This is a genomic window from Candidatus Eisenbacteria bacterium (assembly GCA_005893305.1).
GTDB lineage: Bacteria > Eisenbacteria > RBG-16-71-46 > SZUA-252 > SZUA-252 > WS-9.
The window spans coordinates 18,185-41,767 of sequence record VBOZ01000029.1 but is presented as its reverse complement, the minus strand read 5'-3'; the positions used below and the strand labels follow the sequence as shown (position 1 = coordinate 41,767).

The 23,583-nt window shown below is 66.6% G+C and carries 12 protein-coding genes and 1 pseudogene; 4 read left to right on the top strand and 9 right to left on the bottom strand.

Going from position 1 to position 23,583, the window contains the following annotated elements:
* Position 1 precedes the first annotated feature (1 nt).
* Entirely contained in the window at positions 2–1,837 is a 1,836-nt protein-coding gene (locus E6K79_08835; GenBank protein ID TMQ63744.1) for a tetratricopeptide repeat protein, read from the top strand.
* Positions 1,838–1,839: 2 nt separating this feature from the next.
* Here E6K79_08835 and E6K79_08830 read toward each other — a convergent pair whose 3' ends face one another.
* A complete protein-coding gene (locus E6K79_08830; GenBank protein ID TMQ63743.1) occupies positions 1,840–5,361 on the bottom strand; it encodes a response regulator in 3,522 nt (1,173 codons plus the stop codon).
* A 140-nt stretch (positions 5,362–5,501) separates the two neighbouring features.
* Here E6K79_08830 and E6K79_08825 point away from each other — a divergent pair, with 140 nt between their 5' ends.
* Genes E6K79_08825 through E6K79_08815 form a run of 3 tightly spaced genes read left to right on the top strand, consistent with a single transcriptional unit; the run spans position 5,502 to position 8,592 of the window.
* Positions 5,502–6,281, top strand: coding sequence for a glycosyltransferase family 2 protein (locus tag E6K79_08825; GenBank protein ID TMQ63742.1), 780 nt, complete (start codon positions 5,502–5,504; stop codon positions 6,279–6,281).
* Positions 5,933–6,940, top strand: coding sequence for a class I SAM-dependent methyltransferase (locus E6K79_08820; GenBank protein ID TMQ63902.1), 1,008 nt, complete (start codon positions 5,933–5,935; stop codon positions 6,938–6,940). Before E6K79_08825 ends, E6K79_08820 begins: the two co-directional genes overlap by 349 nt.
* Complete coding sequence (locus E6K79_08815) at positions 6,895–8,592, top strand: glycosyltransferase family 39 protein (GenBank protein TMQ63741.1); 1,698 nt, start codon at positions 6,895–6,897, stop codon at positions 8,590–8,592. The genes E6K79_08820 and E6K79_08815 overlap by 46 nt, the downstream gene beginning before the upstream one ends.
* A gap of 28 nt (positions 8,593–8,620) precedes the next feature.
* Here E6K79_08815 and E6K79_08810 read toward each other — a convergent pair whose 3' ends face one another.
* From E6K79_08810 to E6K79_08775, 8 genes and pseudogenes are all read right to left on the bottom strand, one after another.
* Positions 8,621–10,366, bottom strand: a complete 1,746-nt coding sequence (locus E6K79_08810; protein ID TMQ63740.1) for a phospholipid carrier-dependent glycosyltransferase — start codon at positions 10,364–10,366, stop codon at positions 8,621–8,623.
* A gap of 17 nt (positions 10,367–10,383) precedes the next feature.
* A complete protein-coding gene (locus E6K79_08805; GenBank protein TMQ63739.1) occupies positions 10,384–12,450 on the bottom strand; it encodes a tetratricopeptide repeat protein in 2,067 nt (688 codons plus the stop codon).
* Between the two features lie 14 nt (positions 12,451–12,464).
* Complete coding sequence (locus E6K79_08800) at positions 12,465–16,070, bottom strand: hypothetical protein (GenBank protein ID TMQ63738.1); 3,606 nt, start codon at positions 16,068–16,070, stop codon at positions 12,465–12,467.
* Positions 16,067–17,026 (bottom strand): ABC transporter ATP-binding protein, encoded by a 960-nt coding sequence (locus E6K79_08795; protein ID TMQ63737.1) that lies wholly within the window; start codon positions 17,024–17,026, stop codon positions 16,067–16,069. Before E6K79_08795 ends, E6K79_08800 begins: the two co-directional genes overlap by 4 nt.
* Positions 17,027–17,197: 171 nt before the next feature.
* Positions 17,198–18,583 carry a hypothetical protein gene (locus E6K79_08790; protein ID TMQ63736.1) on the bottom strand — a complete coding sequence of 462 codons (1,386 nt, stop codon included), beginning with the start codon at positions 18,581–18,583 and terminating at the stop codon, positions 17,198–17,200.
* 49 nt (positions 18,584–18,632) lie between these two features.
* Positions 18,633–19,301 (bottom strand): high-affinity nickel-transport family protein, encoded by a 669-nt coding sequence (locus E6K79_08785; protein ID TMQ63735.1) that lies wholly within the window; start codon positions 19,299–19,301, stop codon positions 18,633–18,635.
* 27 nt (positions 19,302–19,328) lie between these two features.
* Positions 19,329–22,447, bottom strand: a pseudogene (locus E6K79_08780) (efflux RND transporter permease subunit).
* Positions 22,444–23,583 carry an efflux RND transporter periplasmic adaptor subunit gene (locus tag E6K79_08775; GenBank protein TMQ63734.1) on the bottom strand — a complete coding sequence of 380 codons (1,140 nt, stop codon included), beginning with the start codon at positions 23,581–23,583 and terminating at the stop codon, positions 22,444–22,446. The pseudogene E6K79_08780 and the gene E6K79_08775 overlap by 4 nt, the downstream one beginning before the upstream one ends.

Here is a 23,583-nt window from a genome sequence, read left to right as displayed (position 1 = left end):
GGTGCCGAATCGTGCTTCCGAATCGGCGCGGACGGCCGCGACATCGCAGCCGCCCCGCCGCATCGGTGCGACCTTGCTCTCCGTGGCGGCAATCGCCGCGGTCACGTTCGCGGCGTACACGGGCGCGTTCGATCACGCCTTCGTGAGCTGGGACGACCCCGACTACGTGGAGGAGAACACCCTCGTTCAAAGCCACGATACCCACGGCCTTCTCACGGCCGTGATTTCCAACAACTATCACCCGCTCACCATGATCTCGCTCGCCACGAACGCATCCCAACCGCTCTCGCCCAAGCCGTTCATCGTCACCAACGTGATCCTTCACACGCTGAACACCATGCTCGTCTTCTGGCTCGCGCTCCTGCTCTCGGGACGGCGGATCCTCGTTGCCTCGGTCGTCGCGCTCCTCTTCGGAATCCACCCCATGCACGTGGAATCGGTCGCGTGGATTTCGGAGCGGAAGGACGTGCTGTATTGCCTCTTCTTCCTCTCGGCGTGCATCACGTACTGGCGGTATCTCGAACGGCAAGCGTGGCCATGGCTCCTCGCCACCTTCGCCCTGTTCGTTCTTTCTTGCCTCTCGAAGGGGATGGCCGTCGTGTTCCCGGTCGTGATGGCGCTGCTCGATTTCTGGAAGCGCCGGCCCGCCCTCGAACCGAAGAGCCTCCTCGAGAAGGCCCCGTTCTTCGCCGTCGCGCTCCTCTTCGGCCTGATCGCGATGAACGTTCAAGCCGGAGGGGATTTCCACGGCGCCTTCACCCGCGTCGACAAGGGGCTCAAGGGCCTCGCCGACACCCTGCCCGTTTCGCCGCTCCAGCGCCTCACGCTCCCCAGCTATGGCTATCTCATGTACGTGTGGAAGCTCTTCGTGCCTCTCAACCTGTCCGGCTTCTATCCGTATCCGTCGTCCTCCGAGGCGAACGGCGTCCTGTACCTCCTCTCGCCGCTCTTTCTCCTCGGCACCGTCGCGCTCGCGATTTGGGACCTCCGGCGGACCCGAATATTGACCTTTGGCATCGGGTGGTACCTCGTCACCATCGCGCCCGTTCTCCAATGGGTTCCCGTGGGCGAGGCGATCATGGCGGACCGCTATTCCTATCTCTCGTACTTCGGGCTTCTCTTCGCGCTCGCCGATGGAATGGCCCTTGTTCTCCGGAAATCGCCGGCGCTCCGTCCCGCCGCGTGGGCGGCGTGCGGCCTCTTCGCGGCGTTCCTGCTGGTCCAGACCACGCGGCAAATCGAGTCCTGGCGGGATAGCGAGACCTTCTGGAGCACCGTGATCCATCGTTACCCGCGCAGCGACCTGGCGTACATCTCCCGCGGCAACTTCAGGGGCAAGTCGGGCCGGGTCTCGGAAGCGATGGCGGATCTGCAAACCGCGTTGAGGCTGGGCTCGCGCAGAGGAATCCTGTTCGACGGGCTCGGAAACGCCTATGGAAGCCTGGGGCAGGTGGACTCGGCCCTGATCATGTTCGACCGCGGGTTGAGCCTGGAGCCGAACATGGGCCGCACGTATTACAACCGCGCGATCGCGTACCTACGCCTGGCTCGTCCCAACGAGGCGCTCACGGACCTGGAGCGTGCGAGAGTCCTGATGCCCCTCCAGGCAACGACCCTCCACTTCCCTCGCGGGAACGCCTATCTGCAGCTGGCTCGATACAGAGATGCGATCGCCGAGTTTGATCGGGCGATCGAGTCGGGCGTGCGGGATCCGTACGCCTACTACAATCGAGGGGTCTGCAAGTCGCGGATCGGCGATTCCGATGGCGCGGCGGCGGATTTTCGCGAGGCGCACCGTCTCAACCCAGCGCTAGGGTCGGCCGCGACGCCCGGGTGACCTCAGGCGGCGATGACCCTTGTCATGGCGGCCCGGAGCGCGGCGAGCGTGATGGGCTTGCTCACGATCAGATCCACGCCCTCAGGCCGCTCGTCGTGATCGCTCATCAATTCACCGAACCCGGTGAGGAGGACGATCGGCGTCTCGGGCCGCAGCCGCTTCGCGGCGACCGCCAGCTGGTCCCCGGTCATCTTGGGCATGGTGCGATCGGTGACGATCAAGTCGAACTTGCCGGTCCGGAGCTTGTCGAGCCCATCCCGACCATCGGTCGCGGTCTCCACGCTGTGATGATCGGCAACGAGGTAATCCTGGACCAAGCTCAGAACCCTCGGCTCGTCGTCGACGACAAGCACGCGTAAGGACCGGAGCTCCGGAGCGGGTGGCGGGGCCTCGGCGCCCTTCTCTCGCGCCGGAATGGCTTTGGCCGGGAGCTTGATCTGGAACGTCGCCCCCTTCCCGGGGGCGCTGTCGATCGTGATCGTTCCGCCGTGACGGCAAACGATCCCATAGACCATCGGGAGACCTAACCCCGTCCCTTCGGCGCCTTTCGTCGTGAAGAACGGCTCGAGACAGCGCTGGCGCACTTCGTCGGTCATTCCGGTGCCGGTGTCCGAGACCTCGAGAACGACGAACGTTCCCTCGACGCGCGTGCGCAGCGTGATCGACCCGCCTTCCGGCATCGCGTCCACGGCGTTGAAAATCAGGTTCGTGAGCATCTCGCGAAGGTCCGCTTCGTTCCCGGAGAGGAGCGGCGTGATGGCCAGCTCGGACTTCACCTCGATCGTGACGCCCTCGACGAGCGCCTGATCCTTCCACTTGGGCTGGGTCATGGCGATCGACTGCCGCACGATCGCATCCAGCGCGACCACCGGAAATACCTCCTTCTCATCGTGCGGGCGGTAGAACTCCCGAAGGCGCTTCACGACATTGGCCGCGTCCTTGGCGGCCATATTGATGTTCTTGAGGTACTCCAGGGTCTTCTCGCGGTCGTCGAGAATCTGGGTGCGCACGAGGAGGAAATCGGTGTAGCCCACGATGGGGGTGAGCGCGTTGTTGAAGTCGTGGGTCACGCCGCTGGCCATCTGGCCCAAAGCGCGCAGCCGCTCCTGCTGCACGAGGGTCTCTTGGGCGCGGTGAAGCTCTGAAAGAGCCAGCTCGAGCTTCCGGTTGCTCTCCGCGAGAGCCTCCTTGGCGCGGGTGCGCTCGTCCACGAGCGCGCGCAGCTTCTCCGCCTTCTGGGTGAGCCGGCGGACGCGCGACCGATGCCACCACACACCGGACATCGCGATGGCGGCGACGCACAGCCCGAGAAATCCGTACGTTTGATAGAAGTGCGGGGCGAGCTCCAGCGCGGCCGAGGCGCCGTCCGCGCTCCAGACGCCGTCGTTGTTGCAGGCCAGGACCCGGAACGTATAGCGGCCCGGCGGGATGTTGGTGTAGTAGGCCACCCTCCTCGTGCCGGCCTCGACCCAGTCCCGATCGAACCCCTCCAGGCGATAACGGAAGCGCACGCGTTCCGGCGCCAGGTAGCTCAGGGCGGCGTACTGGAACTCCAGCGCGCCCTTCCCCGGCGGGACGTGCATCGTTCCTTTCGACTTAAGCGGCTTGCCGTCGGCGATCACACGCTCGACAAGGACCGGCGGCGGGCGACGATTGAACGGGATGTGATTCGGATCGATGACGGCCGCGCCACCCAGCGTGGAGAACCAGAGTCTGCCGTCGTTCGCTCTCAACGCGCCGGGCGAGTTGCCGTTGCACTCGCGGCTCCGCATTCCGTCGGCTTCGCCGAAGGAGAGGGCCGTGACCTTCGGGATCTTGCCGTCCGCGAAGTCGTCGAGCTGCGCGAGGCTCACGCGTGAGACACCGACGTTGCAGCTCATCCAGAAGTTGCCCTCTGTGTCCTCCAGGATCGAATAGACCGTGTCATCGAAGAGCCCGTCGCGCGTGGTGATCTGCCGGAATTTCCCATCCCGGAATCGAACCAGGCCGCCTCCCAGCGTGCCGAACCACATCGTCCCCTGCGAGTCCTGCGTGATGCAACCGATGACGTCGTACGGGAAGCCGTTCGACGTGGAGTAGCTCGTGAAACGGCCGCCTTCCAGCCTGCTGATCCCGCCGCCGACGGTTCCGATCCAGAGGGCCCCATCGCGATCCTCGAACAAGTCCCGCACCATGTTGTGCGCGAGCCCGTCCGCGGTCGTGTAGGACGTGAACTTGCCGTCCTTGTACCGATCCAGCCCGCCGCCGTTGTAGCCGATCCAGAGATTGCCCTGACGGTCCTCGTGCATCGTTGTCACGACGTTCCGCCCGGGCCCGCTCGGCGTCAGCGTCGTGAACGTTCCGTCCTTGAAGCGGGAAAGCCCACCCCCGAACGTCCCGATCCAGATCGCACCGGTGTGGTCCTCGCAGAGCGACTCGACGAGATCGCTGGCCAGGCCGTTCTTGGTGGTGTAGGAGACGAACGCGCCGTCCTTGTAGCGGCTCAAGCCGCCGCCCCGGGTCCCGAGCCAGATCCCCCCGGTCCGGTCCTGGATCACCGGGCCGACCCCGTCGTGCACGAGCCCCTCGCGGGTCGTGTAATTCAGGAACTTGCCGTCCTGCAGCCTCGTGAGACCGCCGCCGAACGTCCCCACCCAAAGGCTCCCCTCCCGGTCCTCGCGGATGCTTCGGATCCGGTCACCGGAGAGCCCCTCCTTCGCCGTCAGCGACGAGAACACTCCCCGCGAGTAGCGGCAGAGCCCTCCCTCGGTTCCGATCCAGAGGGTTCCCGCGCGGTCCTCGCACAGGGCGTAGACGCCGTCGTCGGGTAGTCCGTCGGCCCGACGGTAGTTCGTGAAGTGGCCGTCCGCGTATCGGGAGAGGCCGCCGAGGGTGCCGACCCAGAGGACGCCTCCTCGGTCGCGATAGAGGGACATGACGGTGTTGTCCGGGAGGCCGTCCCGCGTCGTATAGGCGACGCCCTTCCCGTCTCGGAACCGGCAGAGGCCTTCAGCGGTGCCGAGCCAGAGGCTCCCATCCTCGTCCTTGACGATGCCGCGGACGATGTCGCTCGGAATACCGTCGCGCTGCGTGTAGGCCGTCGCGCGTCCCTGCCGGAGCAGCACCAGGCCGCCGCCGACGGTTCCGACCCAGAGGCCGCCGCGCCCGTCCTCGAACGCGGGCCGAACCGCGTTGTTCTCGAGGCCCAGCTCGTGCCCTCTCTGCGTGAAGGTGCCGTCTTTGTAGTGCGCGAGGCCGCCGTTCAACGACCCGATCCAGAAGCCCCCATCGAGGGCCGGCGTCACCTGATTGAACGTCGTGAAATGCGCGCCGTCGAAGCGGGTGAGCCCCTCCTCGGTGCCGAACCACATGTAGCCGTCCGGATCCTCGTAGATGGCGTGCACCGAGTTCTGAGGGAGCCCGTCCTTCGCGAACCAAGTCTGGACGGAGTACTGCGTGATCGCGCGCGCGGGATCGAGAGCGAAGCCGGCGCGCGGGAGGAGCAGCAGGAAGAGGGCAAAGCCCCATGCTCGAATCGTCCGCATCGCCCTTGTTATCGGCCGATTCGGGCGCCATCAAGAGAGCGCTCGTGCAGTTGTGTAAAGATATGATATACTATAACTTACGGGATATAGTTTGAAGCTCGGAGAGGCGCACTCGTTACAACTTCTGCTACAAGGGGTCTATGAGCGAGCCGAGTGGGACCGGCAAGGGGAAACACGAGAAGCGGATCGTGTACGTCGTGCTTCCGGTCTACAACGAGGAAGCCCGAATCGAGAGGCTGCTCGACCATGTCGACGAGGCGCTCGAGGATGCCGCGATGCCGTACAAGGTCATCCTGGTCGACGACGGCAGCCGGGATTCCACCCGCGACACCGTGCGCGCGTGCGCGGCCCGAATGCCGATCCGGCTGATGGAGCACGACGTCAATCTCGGCCTGGGCGCCACCATCCGGGATGGCCTCGTCGCGGCGGCGGAGTCGGCGGGCGGGCGGGACATCATCGTGACGATGGACGCTGACGATACGCACGCGCCGGGATTGATCCTCCGCATGGTCCGCATGATCTCCGAGGGGCACGACGTGGTCATCGCGTCTCGATACCGCGCCGGATCCCGATGCGTGGGCGTTCCCCTGTTCCGCCAGGCGTTGAGCTACGGCGCGTCCTGGATCTTCCGCCTCGTGTTCCCCACCCGGGGCGTGAGGGACTTCACCTGCGGGTATCGGGCCTATCGCGCGCGTGTCGTCCGGGACGCGCTCGCCCGCTACGGCGAGAGCTTCCTCGACCAGGACGGCTTTCAATGCATGGTGGACATCCTTCTCAAGCTCCGGCGGATGAACCTGATTTTCGGAGAGGTCCCATTCATCCTGCGCTACGACTACAAGGAAGGCGGGAGCAAGATGAACGTGTCGCGGACCGTGACGGCCACGCTGGGCCTCTTGTGGAAGAGGCGGTTCGGCGATTGAGGACGCCCCGGGGATCACGTTTCGAGCGGGAATACTACGAAGCCAACTACCGCGACTACGCCCGGCAAAATCCGCCGCGGAAGCTTCGGTTCTACCGCCGCCTCGCGGAGCGCGCCGCCGCGGGAAAGCCCTCACCGCGAATTCTCGATTTCGGCTGCGCCTTCGGGACGTTTCTATCGGCGCTCGATCCGGGATGGCAGCGATTCGGCGCCGACGTGAGTCGATTCGCGACGGAGCAAGCGGCCCAGGCCGTCCCGGGCGCGACGTTCGCCCAGGCCGACATCGACACGATCCCCTTCTTGGGATTGTTCGATGTCATCACGGCCTTCGACGTCATCGAGCACGTGCCGTCGCTGGATCTGGTCGCGTCGACCGTCCGTTCCAAGCTTACCCCGGACGGCCACTTCATCTTCGTCGTGCCCGTCTACGACGGACCGACCGGGCCGATCGTGCGCCTTCTGGACAAGGATGAGACCCACGTTCACAAGGTCTCGCGCGGCTCCTGGCTCGGGTGGGCAGGGGAGAATTTCGCGCTCGTCGAGTGGTGGGGGATCTACCGGTACCTCGTGCCGGGTCTGGGCTACCTGCACCTGCCCACCCGAATCTGGCGCCGATGGACGCCCGCGATCGCCGTCGTGGCGAGGAAGAGCACAGGATGAGCAAGAAGCGCCGGAAGGAGATCCAATCCGAGGGGAACGCCCCGGGAGAGGGCCTTCGGCGCGCCGAATGGGGCATCGCGATCGCTGTCTGCCTCCTCGCCGTGCTCTTCCATATCGGCTTCCTGACGCAGGCGGGGGCGCTCTGGCGCGACGAGGTCAACACAGCCGAATTCGCGCGAATGGCCTCGGTCCACGAGATCTACTCGTTTCTAAAGTACGACGGGTTTCCGCCGCTGGTGGCGCTGCTCGTGCGCGGTTGGGCCACTGCGGGAGGGAGCAGCGACGACTTGGGCCTCCGAGTGTTCGGCTTCGCCGTCGGTCTCGCCTTCCTCGGCGCGCTCTGGCTGGCGTGTCGATCGCTCCGCAGCCCTACCCCGCTCTTCTCCCTGGCGCTGATCGGCCTCAATCCCGTCGCCGTTCGCGCCGTCGACTCGATCCGGCCCTACGGGCTCGGGATGGTCCTGATCGTGGCGACGATGGCGCTCGTATGGAGGGCCATCGAGTCGCCCTCCGCGAAGGGGTTCGTGGGCGCGGGAATCCTCGCGGTCCTCAGCGTCCAATGCATGTACCAGAATGCCTTTCTGCTCGTCGGCATCTGCGCGGCCGGAGCCGTCGTATCGCTAAGGCGCGCCGACCTGAAAACGGCCGGCGCGGTCGTGCTTGTCGGCGCCGTCGCGGCGCTCTCACTACTACCCTATCGAGCGACCATTGCCGCGGCGCAGAGCTGGAACGTCGTGATCCAGAGCCCGACGAGCGCGATGCAGCTGCTCTCGATCCTCATCCAGGCGGTGAGCCCGGGAGGACCCGCGACGGCCGTCCCCTGGCTCGTGCTTGCCATCGTCTGCGGCCGGGCCGTGGCCCGCTCCCTTCGCCCTCGATCGAGCCCCGGACAGAACGCCGCGAGCCAGGGCGTGGCGCTGTTCAGCGGGGCGGTCGTGGTCGCGTCAACGGCAGCGTTCCTGGCCGCGCTGGCGTCGACCAAGCTGCAGACGCAGCCGTGGTACTACGTCCCGCTCCTGGCGATCCTCGCTCCGGCCCTGGACGCGGGCGCATGGGCCGCTGCGACGACCCATGCGTGGAAAATCGCCAGGCTTGTTCTCGCCGCTGCGATCGCCGCTGCGATGGCGGTGCCCGGATGGGCCCACGTGACGGAGCGGCGGACGAACGCCGACATCGTGGCATCCCTGGTCGGAACGGAAGCCTCGGCCCAGGATCTGATCGTCGTGAATCCCTGGTATTACGGGGTCAGCTTCCGTCGCTACTACAAGGGGACCGCCGATTGGACGACGCTCCCGCCGCTCGAAGATCTCCGGATCCACCGGTACGATCTGCTCAAGGCTGCGATGGCGCGATCGAATCCGATCGACCCGGTCCTCGAGAAGGTCACCGCGACGTTGAAGTCGGGACATCGCCTCTGGCTGATCGGAGTGTTTCCGGATCCAAGGGACGTGGAGGAGCCGGCCGTGTTGCCGCCGGCGCCCCATGCGTCGTCGGGTTGGTATTGCGCCCCCTATATCATCACGTGGGGCCGGCAAATCTCCTATTTGCTCAAGTCCCACGTCCTCCGGGCGGAGGTCCTCCCGACGGGAGCGGGGCGTCCCGTGAATCCCTACGAAAACTTGGCAGTGGTCGTCGTTTCGGGATGGCGGTGACCTGGGCCGGGGGGCCCGGTCCTTTTCGCTACTGCGGCAAAATCCCTTCGTAGACCTTGTAGCGCTCCGCGGGAACCTTCCCCACCGTAAACGGAAGAAGGCCGAACGCGTCGGAGTAGAGGCCTGCTCCGAGTCTCATCGTCGAGATCCACCGGCCTCCGGGAATCTCGATCGTTTCCACGAGCCGCGTGCGGTCTTCGGGCGCGGGCGACACGTTGGTGTTGTTCTCCGGGATGACGATGATGTCTCCCGGGTAGAGCTGCGTCGTGCGCGAATCGATCGCCTTCCCACCCAGAGCGTCCATGTAGTACTGGAATCCCCAGTGGCCTTCGAACCAGATTCCGCGGGGGTTGCTTCGGTACTTCGCGTGAATCACGTTCGCTGCCTGCCGCGAGCTGTTGGCGTACACGAAATCGGCCCAACCCACTCCCATGGCCACGGCCGCGGCCAGCGCGATGCCGGCGACAATCGGTCCCACCCCCAGCCGCGCGTTTCGCCGATGCTCGAGCTCGCGCATCATCATGATGGCCACGGCCGGAATCATCGGCAGGATCGATCGGGCATTCGTGGACCAGTTCACCATCGCGGCAAATGCGAATGTGCCGAGGATCCAGAGGGCGAGCAGCATCTCATCGGGATCGGTCCGCTTCAGCAGAGGGAGGATCGCCGGCGCCAGGATGCTGAGCCCTCCCGCCACGAAGAGGCCCAGGAGCCCCGCCGTCGCCCACAGATTTTGGTCCCCCTCTCCCAATTCGTGGCTTCCGATCATCCTCGCGCTCGCGACGGCGACCGTCACCGCGATCGCGGTCGCCCCGACCGCCAAGAGCGCCGTGGGACGCCGCGATCGGAGCGCGAACAGCCATGTCGCGCCGAGACAACCGCCGGTGAATCCCAATCCGATCAACAATTTCTCGAACGAATACTTACTCCAGCTGGTCCGGGCCCCCGTGGCGTACGAGGCCGCGTCCAGCAGGAGGCCGCGCCCATAGAGCGCGTTCGTCGCCCACTGGTAGGCGCCAAGGAGAACCACCGGCACGAGGAGATACGCGGCGGCCCACGAGACGCGCCGCTCGCGGAACACCGAGTAGAGGAACAACAGCGGGATCAGCGACATCCCGAAATATTTCGCCAACGAGCAGAGGGCGATCGCAATGCCGGAAAGCGTCAGCAGGATCCAGGATCGGCTTTGCAGGCCAGTCACCCAGAGATAGACCGCGACAACCCAGAGGGCGAGCATCAAGGTATCCGACATGACGTTGCTGCTCGATACGATGAATGCGGGCGTGAAGAGCGTGCAAAGGGCCGCGAGGAGCGGCCGGCGGCACATCCGCTCGGCGAGGAGATACGTTCCGAGGATCGCCACGATGGCCGGCAGAAGAAACGCGAGATGGAGAGCCCGCTCGCTCCATCCCGCTACGGCCGCGACGGCCGCGATGTAGTAGGAGGTCAACGGCGGGTTCTTGGTGACCTCCGACATGGGCATCGCGACTCCGTACCAATTGACGGAAAACCCGTACGGGTTTCCGGGATTCGCCTGGATCTGCTTCGCGGCCCAAACAAATAGCGGATCGTCGATGTGAAATGCCTTTCCGATGAACGGGGCGAGGCAGAGGGCCGTGAGACCGGCCAGGAGGAGGAGGCGCGCGCCGGGGCGACCGCTGAGGATCGGCTCCACGGTCGTCTTGCCCGATGTCACGGAGGACTCCGGTGGCGACGGCTGCGCCCCACCGCTCCCCTGGGTCATCGCCGCGCGCCGACGCTTGTTCTTCGCCATGGTCCCTCGTCCCTGAATTACGGATTCGCCGCGGCAGGAGCGCGGAGGGTCTTGATCTGAGCCAGGATGGCGCCGCGCTTCGGGTGACCCGGAGAGCGCCGGAGAACCTCCTCGAAGTAGCCGATCGCCTCCTGGCGATGGCCGATCCGCTGCGCGGCCACGGCCATCTGAAGATAGACGTCGAGAACTGTGAACTGGGCGTCCGGCAGAATAACCAGTTCTCCGGCGGTGATTCGCTTGTAGAGCTCCATCGCCTTGGGAACGTCGCCGCTTTCCTCGAGGGCCCTCCCCAGGTGGAATGCCGCCTTCGCCTCCTTCGGAGATTCCTGGAGCGCGAGCCCGTACCACTCCGCCGCCTGGCGGTAATCGCCGCGGCGGAACGCCGCCGTGCCGACATGGATCAGGCCGTCGGTCGCGGGCTGGCCGGACTTGTGATAGCGCTCGATTCCCTCGCGGATCGACTGACGAGAGGCCTCTTCGTTTCCCATGGTCTTCTGTACCGCGCCGATCCAGATCGTCGCCAGGGGCGCGACCCACGTCTTGCCTTGAGAGATCGGCGTGAGCCGCCGGAGCGCGTCCCCGGGCTTCCCCGCGTCGAGATCGCGCTGCGCCAGCGCCAGCTCGCTGTCGTCCGCGCCGGCCCCGGCCGTACCGCCCACCAGGGCGGCGACCTTGCCCGCCTCCTCATTGTTGCCCATCCACAGATAGGCGTGGACCAAGCCCATCAGGGGCCCGTTCGCGACCAATCCGATCTTGGACGATCCGCTCAGATCCTGCGCGGTCACAGGCCCCGATCCCGGGAGGTCGAGATCTTTTCGAAGAACGTCGCTCCACAGGCTCACGCTGCTGGTCCAGACGCCGATCCGCGCGAAGGTCAGGATGGAGTAGAGCCCGATCAGGGAGATCGCCGCTCCGGCAAGCCACGCGCGGGCGGGACCATGACGGGCCGGAGCCCGATCGGCGCCCCGAGGTCGGAAGAGCGGCGTCGCCAGCGCCACGAGCGCGAGCGACGACCCGATCGTCGGGAAGAGCAGATATCGATCGGTCATCCAGATCCGCAGCGTGAAGAAGAAGTTCATGACGGTCGCGAGCGGGAGCAGAAAGAGGGCGATTCCGAACGCGGCCGCAGGATTCTTTCGGCGCAGGGAAGAGAATCCGGCGACGAGCGCAAGCCCGAGGAGGGCGCCGATGAAGACGATCGAAGGCTCGGGGGGCTCACCGCCGACCGCGTAAAACGCCGAGAGCCGGACGGGCAGAAGCGCGTGTCCGACGTAGAGCGCGAAGATCTTGGCCAGGAGCGCCACGCGCGCCACCAATGGAAGTCCGGGCTGGATCAGCGCGCTGTCCCGATCCTGAGCGTTGGTGGTGAGGAGGATCGTAACGGCCGCGATGGTGAGGAACGGCAGCTTGTCGACAATTTGTCTCCGCGTGATCCGCCCCGAGAAGCAGAGATCGTAGGCGAAGAACACGGCCGGGAGGACCACCGCGTAGCCTTTCGAGAGCATCGCGGCGGCGGACAGAACGAAGGTGAGAGCGTACGTCCCCCAGCGAATGGAAGTGGAGCCCGCGTACCGCACATAGGTGTTGAGCGCGAGCGCGTAAAAGAACAGGCAGACGACGTCCTTCCTCGACGCCAGCCAGGCCACCGACTCCACATGGATCGTGTGTGTCGCGAAGATCGCCGCCGCCACGAACGCGCCGGGACGCCAGCCGAGCAGACGGGCGAAGAGGAAGTAGAGGCCGACGACGCCTCCGATATAGAAGGCCAGCTGGGTGAGATGAAATCCGGGCACCCAGGTTCCCCAGACGGCGCGGTCGAACGCATAGGTGAGCGTCGTGATGGGGTGAAAGTTGGCGAAAAAGGGCTGCGTCAAGATGCGGAGGAGATTCGCGCCCGACAGGTGCTCGAGCCGCGAGTCGCGGAAGATGTAAACGTAGTCGTCCCAGTCGTGGACCGGCACGAGCATCGAGCGCGCGTACACAAGCGCGGTGAGGAGAACGAGCGCGGCCGGCGCGATCCAAGGGCGGCGGAGGACGTTGTCGCGCGGCGGGTTCTGTCTGCCTTTGGGTTTCGATTTGGACAAGGGAGGTCCCGGCTCTACAGGGTCGCGACCGCTTGCTTTCGCCGGAGCTGCAGGATTCGCGCGTCGGGATCCACCACGACGCGCTCGGGCACGAATCCGCAGCGGATCGTGAGCGTCCTCGATTCTCCGGCGCCGAGCGTCACGCTCCCGCGCGCTTCGCGGTAGGACGGATTCTGCTCCCAGCGTGCTTCGGGTGCCTTCGCGTTCGGCTCGGACCAGCGCTCTCCGGCCGCGGCGGCAATTTCCACCGGCATCCTCCCCGTCCCGGTGTTCCGCACCGTCACGGTGACGTCATAGTCGTAACCGCTCTTGGCCTTCTTCGCGGAGACGACCCGGTACTCCGGCACGACCCGATCCTCCAACCACTCCTTCACGAACGCGTCGTACGCCGCGGCGTCGGCCGCGTACGGGCGCATGGAGGCGACGAAATCCTGAAGCGCGGGATGATCCCGGCCCACACTCCACGTCCGGATGAAGTGTTGATAGCCCGCCAGCGCGCGGTCGTGCCCCATGAAATCGTAGAGCATCCAGAAAACCCAGCCCCCGCGGTCGTAGATGACCGTCTCGTCCGCTTCCCTCTTCCCATCCACGTCGTACATGGCGCGCTCGTCGTCCACGCGCCGGCGATCATTGTAACGGGCTTCGAGGGACTTCGCGAATTCCATTCGCCCCCGGGGGCCCTTCATCTTGTCGAACAGCAACAGGGTGGAGAAATGGGCCATGCCCTCGCTGAGGAAATCGCCGTTCGGCCCGTTGGCCGGGGTCAAGATGTTCCCCCACCATTGGTGCGCCGCCTCGTGGGCGGTGACGAGAAATGTCGCGTCGGTCTTGGCGTCGTTCTTGGTCAGGAACCCGATGTTCTCGCTGAACGTGATATTCGTTCCGAAGCCTTGGGCGTAGCCGGCGAGGGCGGGAAATTCCGAGAGCTTGAGCTCCCGCCAGGGATACGGGAGGAACCACTCGGAGTACCAGCGGCGGGCGGCGTCCAGGGTGGAGGACATTTCATCGATGTTGTACGGGTGGGCGGAGCTGTAGAAAATGGTCGTGCCCTTCCCCTGTTTCACCTTCCACTTGCCGCATACCACGTTGAGGATCTTCACGGGGTGATCCGTCGCCCATACTTGCGTGCGCCACCCGTCCTTCACCGAGTCGCTCACGCAGACCCCGATCGAGTTGAGCGTGTACTCCGCGGGAGCCGTGACGCTTACGCGTGCGGGAAACCACGCGGTGGCTCCGTAGCTCGCGCGCGTGACCCCTTTCCAGTAATCGCGCGGATAGCGGCGCGGCTCCGTCTTGTTCTCCTTGGTCTCCCCCTGATCTTCCATGAATCCCACGACCGGCACGAAGCTCGGTGTGAACCCGGTCAGGACGACCCCCGACGGCAGGACAAACTCCATCGTGTTGCCGCCGTTCTTCGTGACGCCCTTGGGGAAACGCCCATCCCACTTCCAACCGATCACGACGCTGTCGCCCTTGGCGAGCGGCACGGGGGGAGTAAAAATGTAGAGGTGCCGGCTGTCCTCCGGCGTGGCCGCGCGCCCGTTCATGGTCCAGGTCAGATGCTCCCAGTCCCACCCCCCCGTCAGCGGAATCTGAGCGAGCGGCGCGTCCAGGCCGTTCACGAGCGTGAACGTCCCATCACTCGCCAACCAGTGCCGGGCCGGATCCAGCTTCAGCCTCACGTCGGCGCGCGCGATGTCCGGCAGCGGGGCATCGAGCCACGTCTTGAGGTTCTTCGCCCAGTAATCCTTCTTCGCCTTCTTGGCCGCGGCGCCCTCGCTCCCCTCGCTCACCTGGAATATGAGGGCCGCCCAGGCGATGAGAGGGACCATGGCGTAGGGCGCGAGCCTGAGCGCCGAAGACGCCAGCCGGCTCGGGGCGAGACGGTGCATGGTGCGCACGGCATCGGCGCCGCGGCGCCCGAAGAGGCGCATCGCGAGCACGATGAAGAGCACCGCGAGACCCAAGACCATCACGCGGTTTAAGATCAACGCGACGCGGTCGGTCTCGAAGAAGCCGAGGTCGCTCCACCGGAGAGCGCGCCACAACGCCCAGTTCCCGGCCCAGCTCAGCTGACCGGTCAAGACACGAAAGCCGGTATAGGCGAACGCCGCCAAGGCGACGGCGTAGGCGGCGTAGCGGTTCCCCACCGCCGCGTAGACCGCGGTCACGAAGGCCGTCCACGCCAGGAAGGTCGGAATCAGGAGGAGGCCCCACACGAGCAGGTACGGGCCGAAGGAGAACGGGACCGTATGCTGCACCAGCAGGGCGATCGCGCTCGCGGCAAGCGACGCGAGCAGCACTATGGTCGCGACCGCGCTGTTCGCGAGGGCCTTGCCGGACAGGAGCGCCGCGGTGCGGAGCGGGGTCGCGTAGAGAATCTGCGAGAAGCCGGTGGTGCGTTCCCGCTCCAGGGATTCGACGGTATAGAACATGAGCATGAGACAGACGAGCGCGGAAATCTGGGTCGAGATCGCGACCGCCGTCATGCCGGGCGTCAAGAGGATCGGCGTATCGAACATGCCCACGGCCAACAGAGCGTTGGCGAGCCCCTGGGCCAGGATGACCGGGATGAAGATGTAGAGGCCCGGTTGGCGGAGCAATTCATGGAGCTCCACCCTCGCGACCGAGATCGCGCCTCCGAGGAACGACGGCGCTCCGCTCTTCATCCCGAGAGCGCTCACGGGGCCGGCCGCCGGCGCCTCGTCCCCCATGCCCGCTACGGCCGGCCGCGTTCCCATCCTCGCGTGGGCCTTGGAGGCGACCTCGCCGCGCAGCGACTGGGCAACGGACCGCTGGGCGAGGAGCACGGCGCCCAGGCCGGCCACGATCATCCACGCCCGGTTCAGCCAGAACAGCAAGTCGTAGGGGACCGGCTGCGTGTTGTAGAACTGGACGCCGCGGTCCACCTTCAAGTGCGTTTCATTGAGCCACCGATAGCCGGCGGGGTCGATCAGCTGGAAGAGCTTGTTCACTCTCAGGTCGAGCCACGAAGGCGCCCAGGTCCAGAGAAAGAATCCGAAAATGAGAAGCGTCGCCACCGGAAGCAGGAAGACCAGGACCGGACTTCGGGTCTTCTCTCCGAGAAACATCGACAGGCCGGCAAAGAAGATGAGAAACGGAAGACCGATGGTTAGCACCGGGGTGAGATAGTTCATCATCCGGAACGGGCCGCGGATCTCCAGGGCCGACGCGTTCGGAACCACGTGGTTGAACAGCGCGGTGACGGCCATCTGCCAGACCATCAGGACGATGAAGCCGCACGTGATCGCGAGGAAGCGTCCCCATACATACTCGCCCGCCGTGAGCGGCGTGGAGTGGAGCAGCGTGTCGACTTTGGTCTCGCGATCGCGGAGCAGCGTCATGCCCGCCCCGATCGCGATGAAGAACGCGTAATAGAGCAGGACGATGAACGTCATCATCTGCGTCTGCGCGAACTCCGACGTGATCCAGGCCTTCGTTCCGCCGACCGAGCTGTCCCCGGAGGAGATCGACATCTTCCCGGAGGAGAGCCCGAACGCGCTCAAGAGCAGCATGAAGGCGAGCACGATGAAGAGCGGCCGACGCAAGGTGTGCCAGTACTCCACGCTGAAGGTCGCCCGAAGCCGCCTAAAACTCATCCCGCGACCTCGGCCGGCGCGGAGCCCGGCGACAGCGCGTCGTCGCGTTGCGCGGCTCGGCCGGCGCGCGGCTCGTCGGTGGGAAACGCGCCGAGGCGCATGAGCACGAGGTAGGCATCCTCCAGCGTCACCGGAACGGAGGCGAACCCGTCGGGCGGAGATCCCGCGGGCTCGTAGATCCGCGCCCGGTTGCGCCCCTCCACCAGGAGCGCCTGCGTGACCGTGCGCTCGGCGCGCAAGCGCGGCAGATCGTCCACGCTCACCATGCCCTCGAAGATGTGCCCGCGTATTGCCGCGCGGGCCTCGCTCGGCGACGTCACCGTCAAGAGCCGGCCCGCGCGGATGACGGCGAAGCGCGGACAGAGCACCGCGACGTCCTCCACGATGTGGGTTGAGAGAAGGACGATGCGATTCGCCGCGAGCTCGGACAGCAGATGGTAGAACCGCAGGCGCTCCTCCGGATCCAATCCCGCCGTCGGCTCGTCCACGATGATGAGACGCGGATCGCCCGCGAGAGCCTGCGCGATCCCAAGACGCTGCCGCATGCCGCCGGAATACCCTTTGACCCTGCGCTTGGCCGCGAATGTGAGATTCACGCGTTCCAGGAGAGCCGCCACGAGCTTTTTGCGTCCTTGCGGCGCCGCGACCCCTTTGAGCTCGAGGAGATGCGCGAGCATGGCCTCGCCCGTCAGGTGAGGATAGAAGCCGAATTCCTGCGGCAGATAACCGAGGCGCGGCCAGAGGGTGTCCGGATGCCCGAGAATGTCCGATCCGTCCAGCGTCACGCTGCCCGAGGTAGGCTCGAGCAGCCCGGCGAGGATCTTCATGAAGGTGGACTTCCCCGCGCCGTTCGGTCCGAGGAGCCCGAACATGCCTTGAGGCACGTCCAGGTCGATTCCGTTCAACGCCGTGACCGGACCTGGGTAGATCTTGACCAGGCCCCGAGTGCTAAGCATAGGTCCTCCGGGTAGATGGAGTGCCGGATCCCAGGCGGTGCGCGCAAGGGTGAAGGAGAGAGGCTCCTTCGGGAATCCCGGCGCGGCTGGGCTGAGAATTACATACGCTCCTGTCCCAGGCAAGGTTTCGCCCGGCGCATGGGTGGGCGGCGCCGTATGAAGCAGCGGACTTCATCGCGGACTACCGGCGTCCATTCCGCCCAGGAGACGGCGCGCCAGGCGCTCCGCCTGCACGCGGAGCTCCGGGACCGCCGTGCTCTCCCAGAGCTCTCCCTTTCGAAGCGGACCGAGTGTGAAGAGGCGATCCGAGACGCGCCCCGCCGAGTCCATCAGCGCGCCGTCGGCGTCGCACGCCAAGCCGATGCCCACCTCGTCCGGTGTGCAGGCCCCCGACGTCAAGAGAGTCAGCGTGAGCGGCGACCGGCACATCTCGACGCCGGTGTTGGGTCCGGTGCAGTTGATGACCCGCTGCACGAGGAGCTCCTTCGCCGCGGCGGCGCCCCGTGGGGCGATGCCCACCCGGAGCCCGTCGCTCGCGGCCCCGATCGCGACGATCCGCGCCGCGTGCCGCACCACCCTCCCGGATTGAAGCTCGACCTTCACTTTTTCGTCGATCTCGGGAGCAACGCGGTGTCGATGGACCTCCCAGTAGGCCCGTGGGTGCCTCAGGAAACGCTGCTTCTCCTCGGCGTCGAGCGAGCGCCAGAGCTCCTGCGTCGCGGGCCGGAGGGCGTCGATGCTCGAACGCCACCCTTCCCCGTTCTTCTCGGCGCGCAGCGCCTCCATCCGGAGCCGCTTCATCATCGGGAGGAGACGCCCTCGCGGGAAATCGGCCGGGATTCCGGATCGGGGCGGTTCCGCCCCGCCGTGCGGCAGGGGAAGAAGCCCGCGCCGCGACAGAAGGTGGATCACGCCCCGGAACCCGCGGCGGCGCGACTCCAGAAGCACGTCGACCGCGGTCAGGCCGCTCCCGATCAGGAGAAGGGATGCGTCGCTGGGGAGCCGATCCAGCGCGGCGCTGTCCCAGGGATTCTCTTTGTACCGACCCCCATCGAGGACCGCGCGATCGAGTGGAATTGGCGGCGCGGGAAGCGGGTGCCCGGTGGCGAGGACGACGCGGCTTGCGGACCTCGCCGGCCCCGAGCGGAAGCGCAGCCGGAGTCCCTCGCCCGCCGATTCCACGTCGAGCACTTCGGCCGAACGAATTTCGAGGCGGCCCTTCGATTCCTTGGTCTCGCGATTCAGGATTTCGGCGAGGTACTCACCGTAGTCGTGGCGCGGGAGAAACGCCTCGGGCCGGACCGATCCGTCCCGAGCGCGGGCCCAGTCCAAGAAATGGGTGGGAGCGTCGGGGAACGCGCTCATGCGGCCGGCCGGAACATTCAGGAGATGAATCGGGCTGGTCGTCCCATAGGCGTGTCCCCGGCCGGGAGCACCGCCTTGCTCGTAGAGGGCCACCGAAACGTCCGCCGAGAAGGAGCGAGCCAGTCGAAGGAGGTGAACCGCGACCATGGTGCCGCTGAATCCGGCTCCGACGACCGCTATCTCGGGGCGCATGGGTGAGGCGTGGCTCAGGAGGGGCCGGCGGTCATCGCCGTATTCTAGCTTATCGTGGCGACCAGTGGGGGGCGGCGAGGAAGAGCCCGTCTTTCCAGCCGATTTGATAGACGAGCCAGACGCCAAGGGCAAGGGAGAGGAGGCCCGTCACGAGGCGCGCGCCGTGGCTCACGCGCGGCCAACGCTGTGACGCCGCGGCCAAGGGCGTGGCGAGACCGGTCGTGACGAGGCTCATCCCGGCGAGCGTCCCTAACCCGAACAACAGTAGATACGCGCACGCCCATCGTGGATCGCGCACCGTCGCGAGCACGAGAAGGGCGACGGCCGCGCTCCCGGCGAGCCCGTGGAGCAGCCCCACGAAAAACGCGCGCCAGGCCGGAATCCGCTCCCGCTTCCCTTCTCCTGGGAGCCCGCTCCCGCCGCCTCCCGCGGCTGGCTTCAGATTCAGTAGGCCGACCACCACGAGCGCGAGTCCGACCGCCAGCTCCAGCGTGAGCCCAACCCTCGGCGGCACGACCAGGTTGAAGAGAATGATGGCGGCGCCCACCGTGAACAAGGTCACGGTGTGCCCGAGCCCCCAAACGACCCCCAGCCACATCGCCGGGAGCACGCGCTTCGTCCGGGCGGTGATCGCGGTCACCGCGACGACGTGATCCGGATCGGCGGCGTGGCGGAGCCCGAGCGCGAGCGCGAGGCCAAGAAGCGCGAACGGATTCAAGCGCCTACCTGCCTTGCCCGGGCGCGTTCACGCGGCGGGAACGGGGACGCGCTCGTCCATCTCCGCACGAGGGGCTCGGACCGTCTTGGATCGCGCCCCACGGCTCCCCAGGCGCCGCTGGAACGCGTCGAGGTACGTGTAGATCACCGGCGTCACGTACAGGGTCACGAGCTGGGAGAACGCGAGCCCACCCACGACCGCGATGCCCAACGGCTGGCGCGATTCCGCTCCCGATCCCAGGCCGATGGCGATCGGCAGCGTTCCCATGAACGCGGCCATGGTGGTCATCATGATCGGCCGGAATCGAATGATGCACGCCTCGACGATCGCGTCTCGCGGCGACTTCCCCTGAGTGCGCTCCGCGTCGAGGGCGAAATCGATCATCATGATCGCGTTCTTCTTCACGAGGCCCACCAGCATGACGATGCCGACGAACGCGTAGATGCTGAGCTCCGTGCGGCAGACCATCAGGGCCAGGAGGGCGCCGAATCCCGCGAACGGGAGACCCGACAGGATCGTGAGCGGGTGGATGAAGCTCTCGTAGAGAATGCCGAGCACGAGGTAGATCACGAGGACCGCCAGGAGGAGCAGGAGGAGGAGCCCTTGCTGGCTCGACTGGAACGCCTGCGCCGTTCCCGAGAAGCTGCCCGTGATCGTCGCCGGGAGCGTCTCTCTCGCGGTTCGTTGCACCGTGTCCACCGCCTGCCCCAGCGACGCGCCCGGTCGGAGGTTGAACGAGACGGTCACGGCGGGGATCTGCCCCATGTGGTTGACGCTGAGCGGCCCGACGGCGGGAGTGACCGTCGCGACGGCCCCCAGCGGGACCAATCCGCCGTTCCGCTCAGCAGCGCGAGCGCGTCGGCGTCGCGCTGGTACTGGGGCAACAGCTCCATGATCACCCAGAACTGGTCGTTGGGGGTGAAGATGGTCGAGACCTGGCGCGAGCCGTAGGCGTCGTAGAGCGCCTCCTCGATCTGCTGGACGGTGACACCCAGCGAGGCGGCCCGGTCCCGGTCGATGGTCACGTTCGCCTGTGGGTTCGATATCTGGAGGTCGCTCGTGACGTCCTGAAGCTCGGGGACGTCCCTCAGCCGATTGGTGAGGTCCGTCGCGCCTTGGTAGAGCCCTTGGAGGTCGGACCCCTGGAGCGAGTACTGGTACTGGCTCTTCGAGATCCGGCCGCCCACGTTGATGACCGGCGGGTTCTGGAGGAAGACCCGAATGCCGGGCACCTGGGCAACTTTCGGCTGGAGGTCGCGGATGTCGGCGGAGCGCGGCCGGTCGGAGCGCGGTTTCAGACGGATGATGATCCGGGCGTGGTGCGGGGAGGAGATGCCGCCCCCCGAAGCGACCGACGACATGTACGACTGCGCGTCCGGATTCTTGCCGACGATCGCCGCCACCTGTTTCTGGTGCTCGACCATGGCGTCGAACGACGTGCCCTCCGCGGTCTCCGTCGTCGCCTGGATGCGCCCGGTGTCCTCGCTCGGGATGAAGCCCTTGGGGATCGCGCGAAACAGCAGGACCGTCCCGACCAGAATGCCGAGCGAGAAGAGCATCGTGACAGGCCGGTGCCCCATGACCCAGCCCAAGGTCCGGCGGTAAAGATCCAGGGTCCGCTGGTAGGCGCCTTCGATGGCCTGGTAGGCGCTTCCGTGCGACCGTGCCCGCTCCATCCGGAGAAACCGGCTGCAAAGCATCGGCGTCAGCGTCAGCGAGACGATCCCCGACACGAGGATCGCCGCGCTGATGGTCATCGCGAACTCGTGGAAGAGCCGGCCCAGGAGCCCGCCCATCAGGAGCACGGGGATGAAGACCGCCACCAGGGAGAGCGTCATCGAGATGATCGTGAAGCCGATCTCCCGCGAGCCGTCGAGCGCCGCGCGAAGCGCCGGCTTCCCCTGCTCCATGTGCCGGTGGATGTTCTCGAGCATGACGATCGCGTCGTCCACGACGAAGCCCACCGAGAGCGTGAGCGCCATCAGGGAGAGGTTGTCGAGGCTGTAGCCGAGGAAGTGCATGACCGCGAACGTGCCCACGACCGAGAGCGGAAGCGAGAGGCTGGGGATCACGGTCGCGGCGATGTTGCGCAGGAAGAGGAAGATCACCATCACGACCAGCGCCAAGGTCAGGAGGAGCGTGAACTGGACGTCCTGCACGGAGTGCCGGATGGTGACCGACCGATCGTACAGCGTGTGGATCTCGACCGACGCCGGGAGCTGGGGCCGGACGCGCTCCAGGAGACGATGCACGGCGTCCGCGACCTCGACCGTGTTCGTCCCCGGCTGCCGCTGGATCGCGAGCGTGATGCTTCGCTGATCTCTGTACCAGCTCGCGACACGGTTGTTCTGCACGTCGTCGCGCACCTGGCCCAGATCGCGGAGCCGGACGGGGGCGCCTTCGCGGATGGCGACGACCAGATCCCCGAACTCCTGCGCGTTTCGCAGCTGGCCGCCCGCGACGACCGTGGAGGACCGGTCTTTCCCCCAGAGGATCCCGGTCGGCAGATTTACGTTCGCGGCCTGGATGGCGTCGCTGACCTGCCCGATCGCGATCCCGCGCGAGGAGAGCGCCCTCGGATCGAGCTGGATGCGCACCGCGTATTTCTGCGCCCCGAAGACGGACACCTGCGCCACGCCCTTCACCATGGAGATCCGCTGCGCGAGCGCGTTCTCGGCATAGTCGTCGAGCTGGGAGAGCGAGAGCATCTTCGACGTCAGGACCAGGAAGAGGATCGGCGAATCGGCCGGGTTCACCTTCTGGTAGGAGGGCGGCGTGATCCCGGTCGGAAGCGAGCGGAGGGTCTTCGTGATCGCCGCCTGGACGTCCTGCGCCGCCGCGTCGATGTCGCGGTCGAGCGCGAACTGGAGCGTGATCGAGGTGCTCCCCTGGCTGCTCGAGGAGGTCATCGCGTCGAGCCCGGATATCGTCGAGAACTGCTTCTCGAGCGGCGTCGCCACGGCCGAGGCCATCGTCTCGGGGCTCGCGCCCGGCAGGTTCGCGCTGACGGAGATCACGGGATAGTCCACGTTGGGGAGATCGCTCACCGGGAGGAGCCGGTATCCGACGACGCCGAAGATGAGGACGCCCGCCATCACGAGCGTCGTCATGATCGGCCGGCGGACGAAGATGCCGGAGAGGTTCATTGCCCTTCCTCGACGATCGAGGGCCGGATCGAGACCTTGGAGCCCGGCGCGAGCTTGAGCTGCCCGTCGGTCACGACCGCCTCGCCGGCGGTCAGCCCGCGCGCGATGACCGAGATCTCGTCTCGCGTCCGCTCGACCTCGACGGGACGTGAGGCGACCGTGGAATCGGGCTTCACGACGTAGACGTAACTCCCCTGCTGCCCCACCGAGACCGCCCGGGCCGGGACGACCAGCGATTTCGGCGCGACGTAGAGAATCAGCCGGACGTCCACGAACTGACCGGGCACGAGGCGCCCGTCCGGGTTCGGGACCTCTCCCTTCAGGAGCAGCGTGCCGCTGCCGGGGTCGACCGCGTTGTCGACGAACACGAGCTTCCCCGGAATCACCCGCGACCCGTCCGGGTGGATCTCCACGCGTGGGTTTCCGGTCCGGTAACGCTGCAGGAGCGGAACCTCCCGCTCCGGAATCGCGAACCGGACGCGGATCGGATCCGGCTGGATGATGGTGACGAGCGGGTCGCTCGTGGCGGCCTTCACGTAGTCGCCCGCGTGGACGGCCACGCGGCCGGTGTGCCCCGAGATCGGCGCGCGGATCGCGGCGAACTCGAGATTCAATCTTGCGGTGCTCGCGGCGGCGGAGTCGGCCTGCACGGTGGCGGCGAGCGCCTCGGCGTCGGCGCGCTTCTGATCCCACTCGGACTGGGAAAGCATGTCCTGGGCGAAAAGCTTCTCGGCGCGCTCGGACTCGACCCGGGCCGTGGCAGCCCGTGCCCGATCTCGCGCCAGGGCGGCGAGGGCCTGGTCGAGCGCGGCGCCGAACGGGCGCGGATCCAGCTGGATCAGGAGCTGGCCGGCCCGGACGTAGTCCCCCTCCCGGAACGCGACCCGCTGCACCGTCCCTCCCACCTGGGATCCGATGGCCGCGGTCCGGATCGCCTCGACGGTTCCTGTGGCCGCAATCGCGAACGGCACCGGCCGCTCGACGGCGATCGCGACCGTGATGGGGACGCGCGCGCTTTTGGGCGCGCTCTTGGCGCCGCATCCGAGAGACGCGCAGAGGCCAAGCAGCCCAAGGGCAACGGGGATCAGGCCATGACGCGGTCTGCGGGCAAGCACGTCCCTGGCTGGGTCACGCAT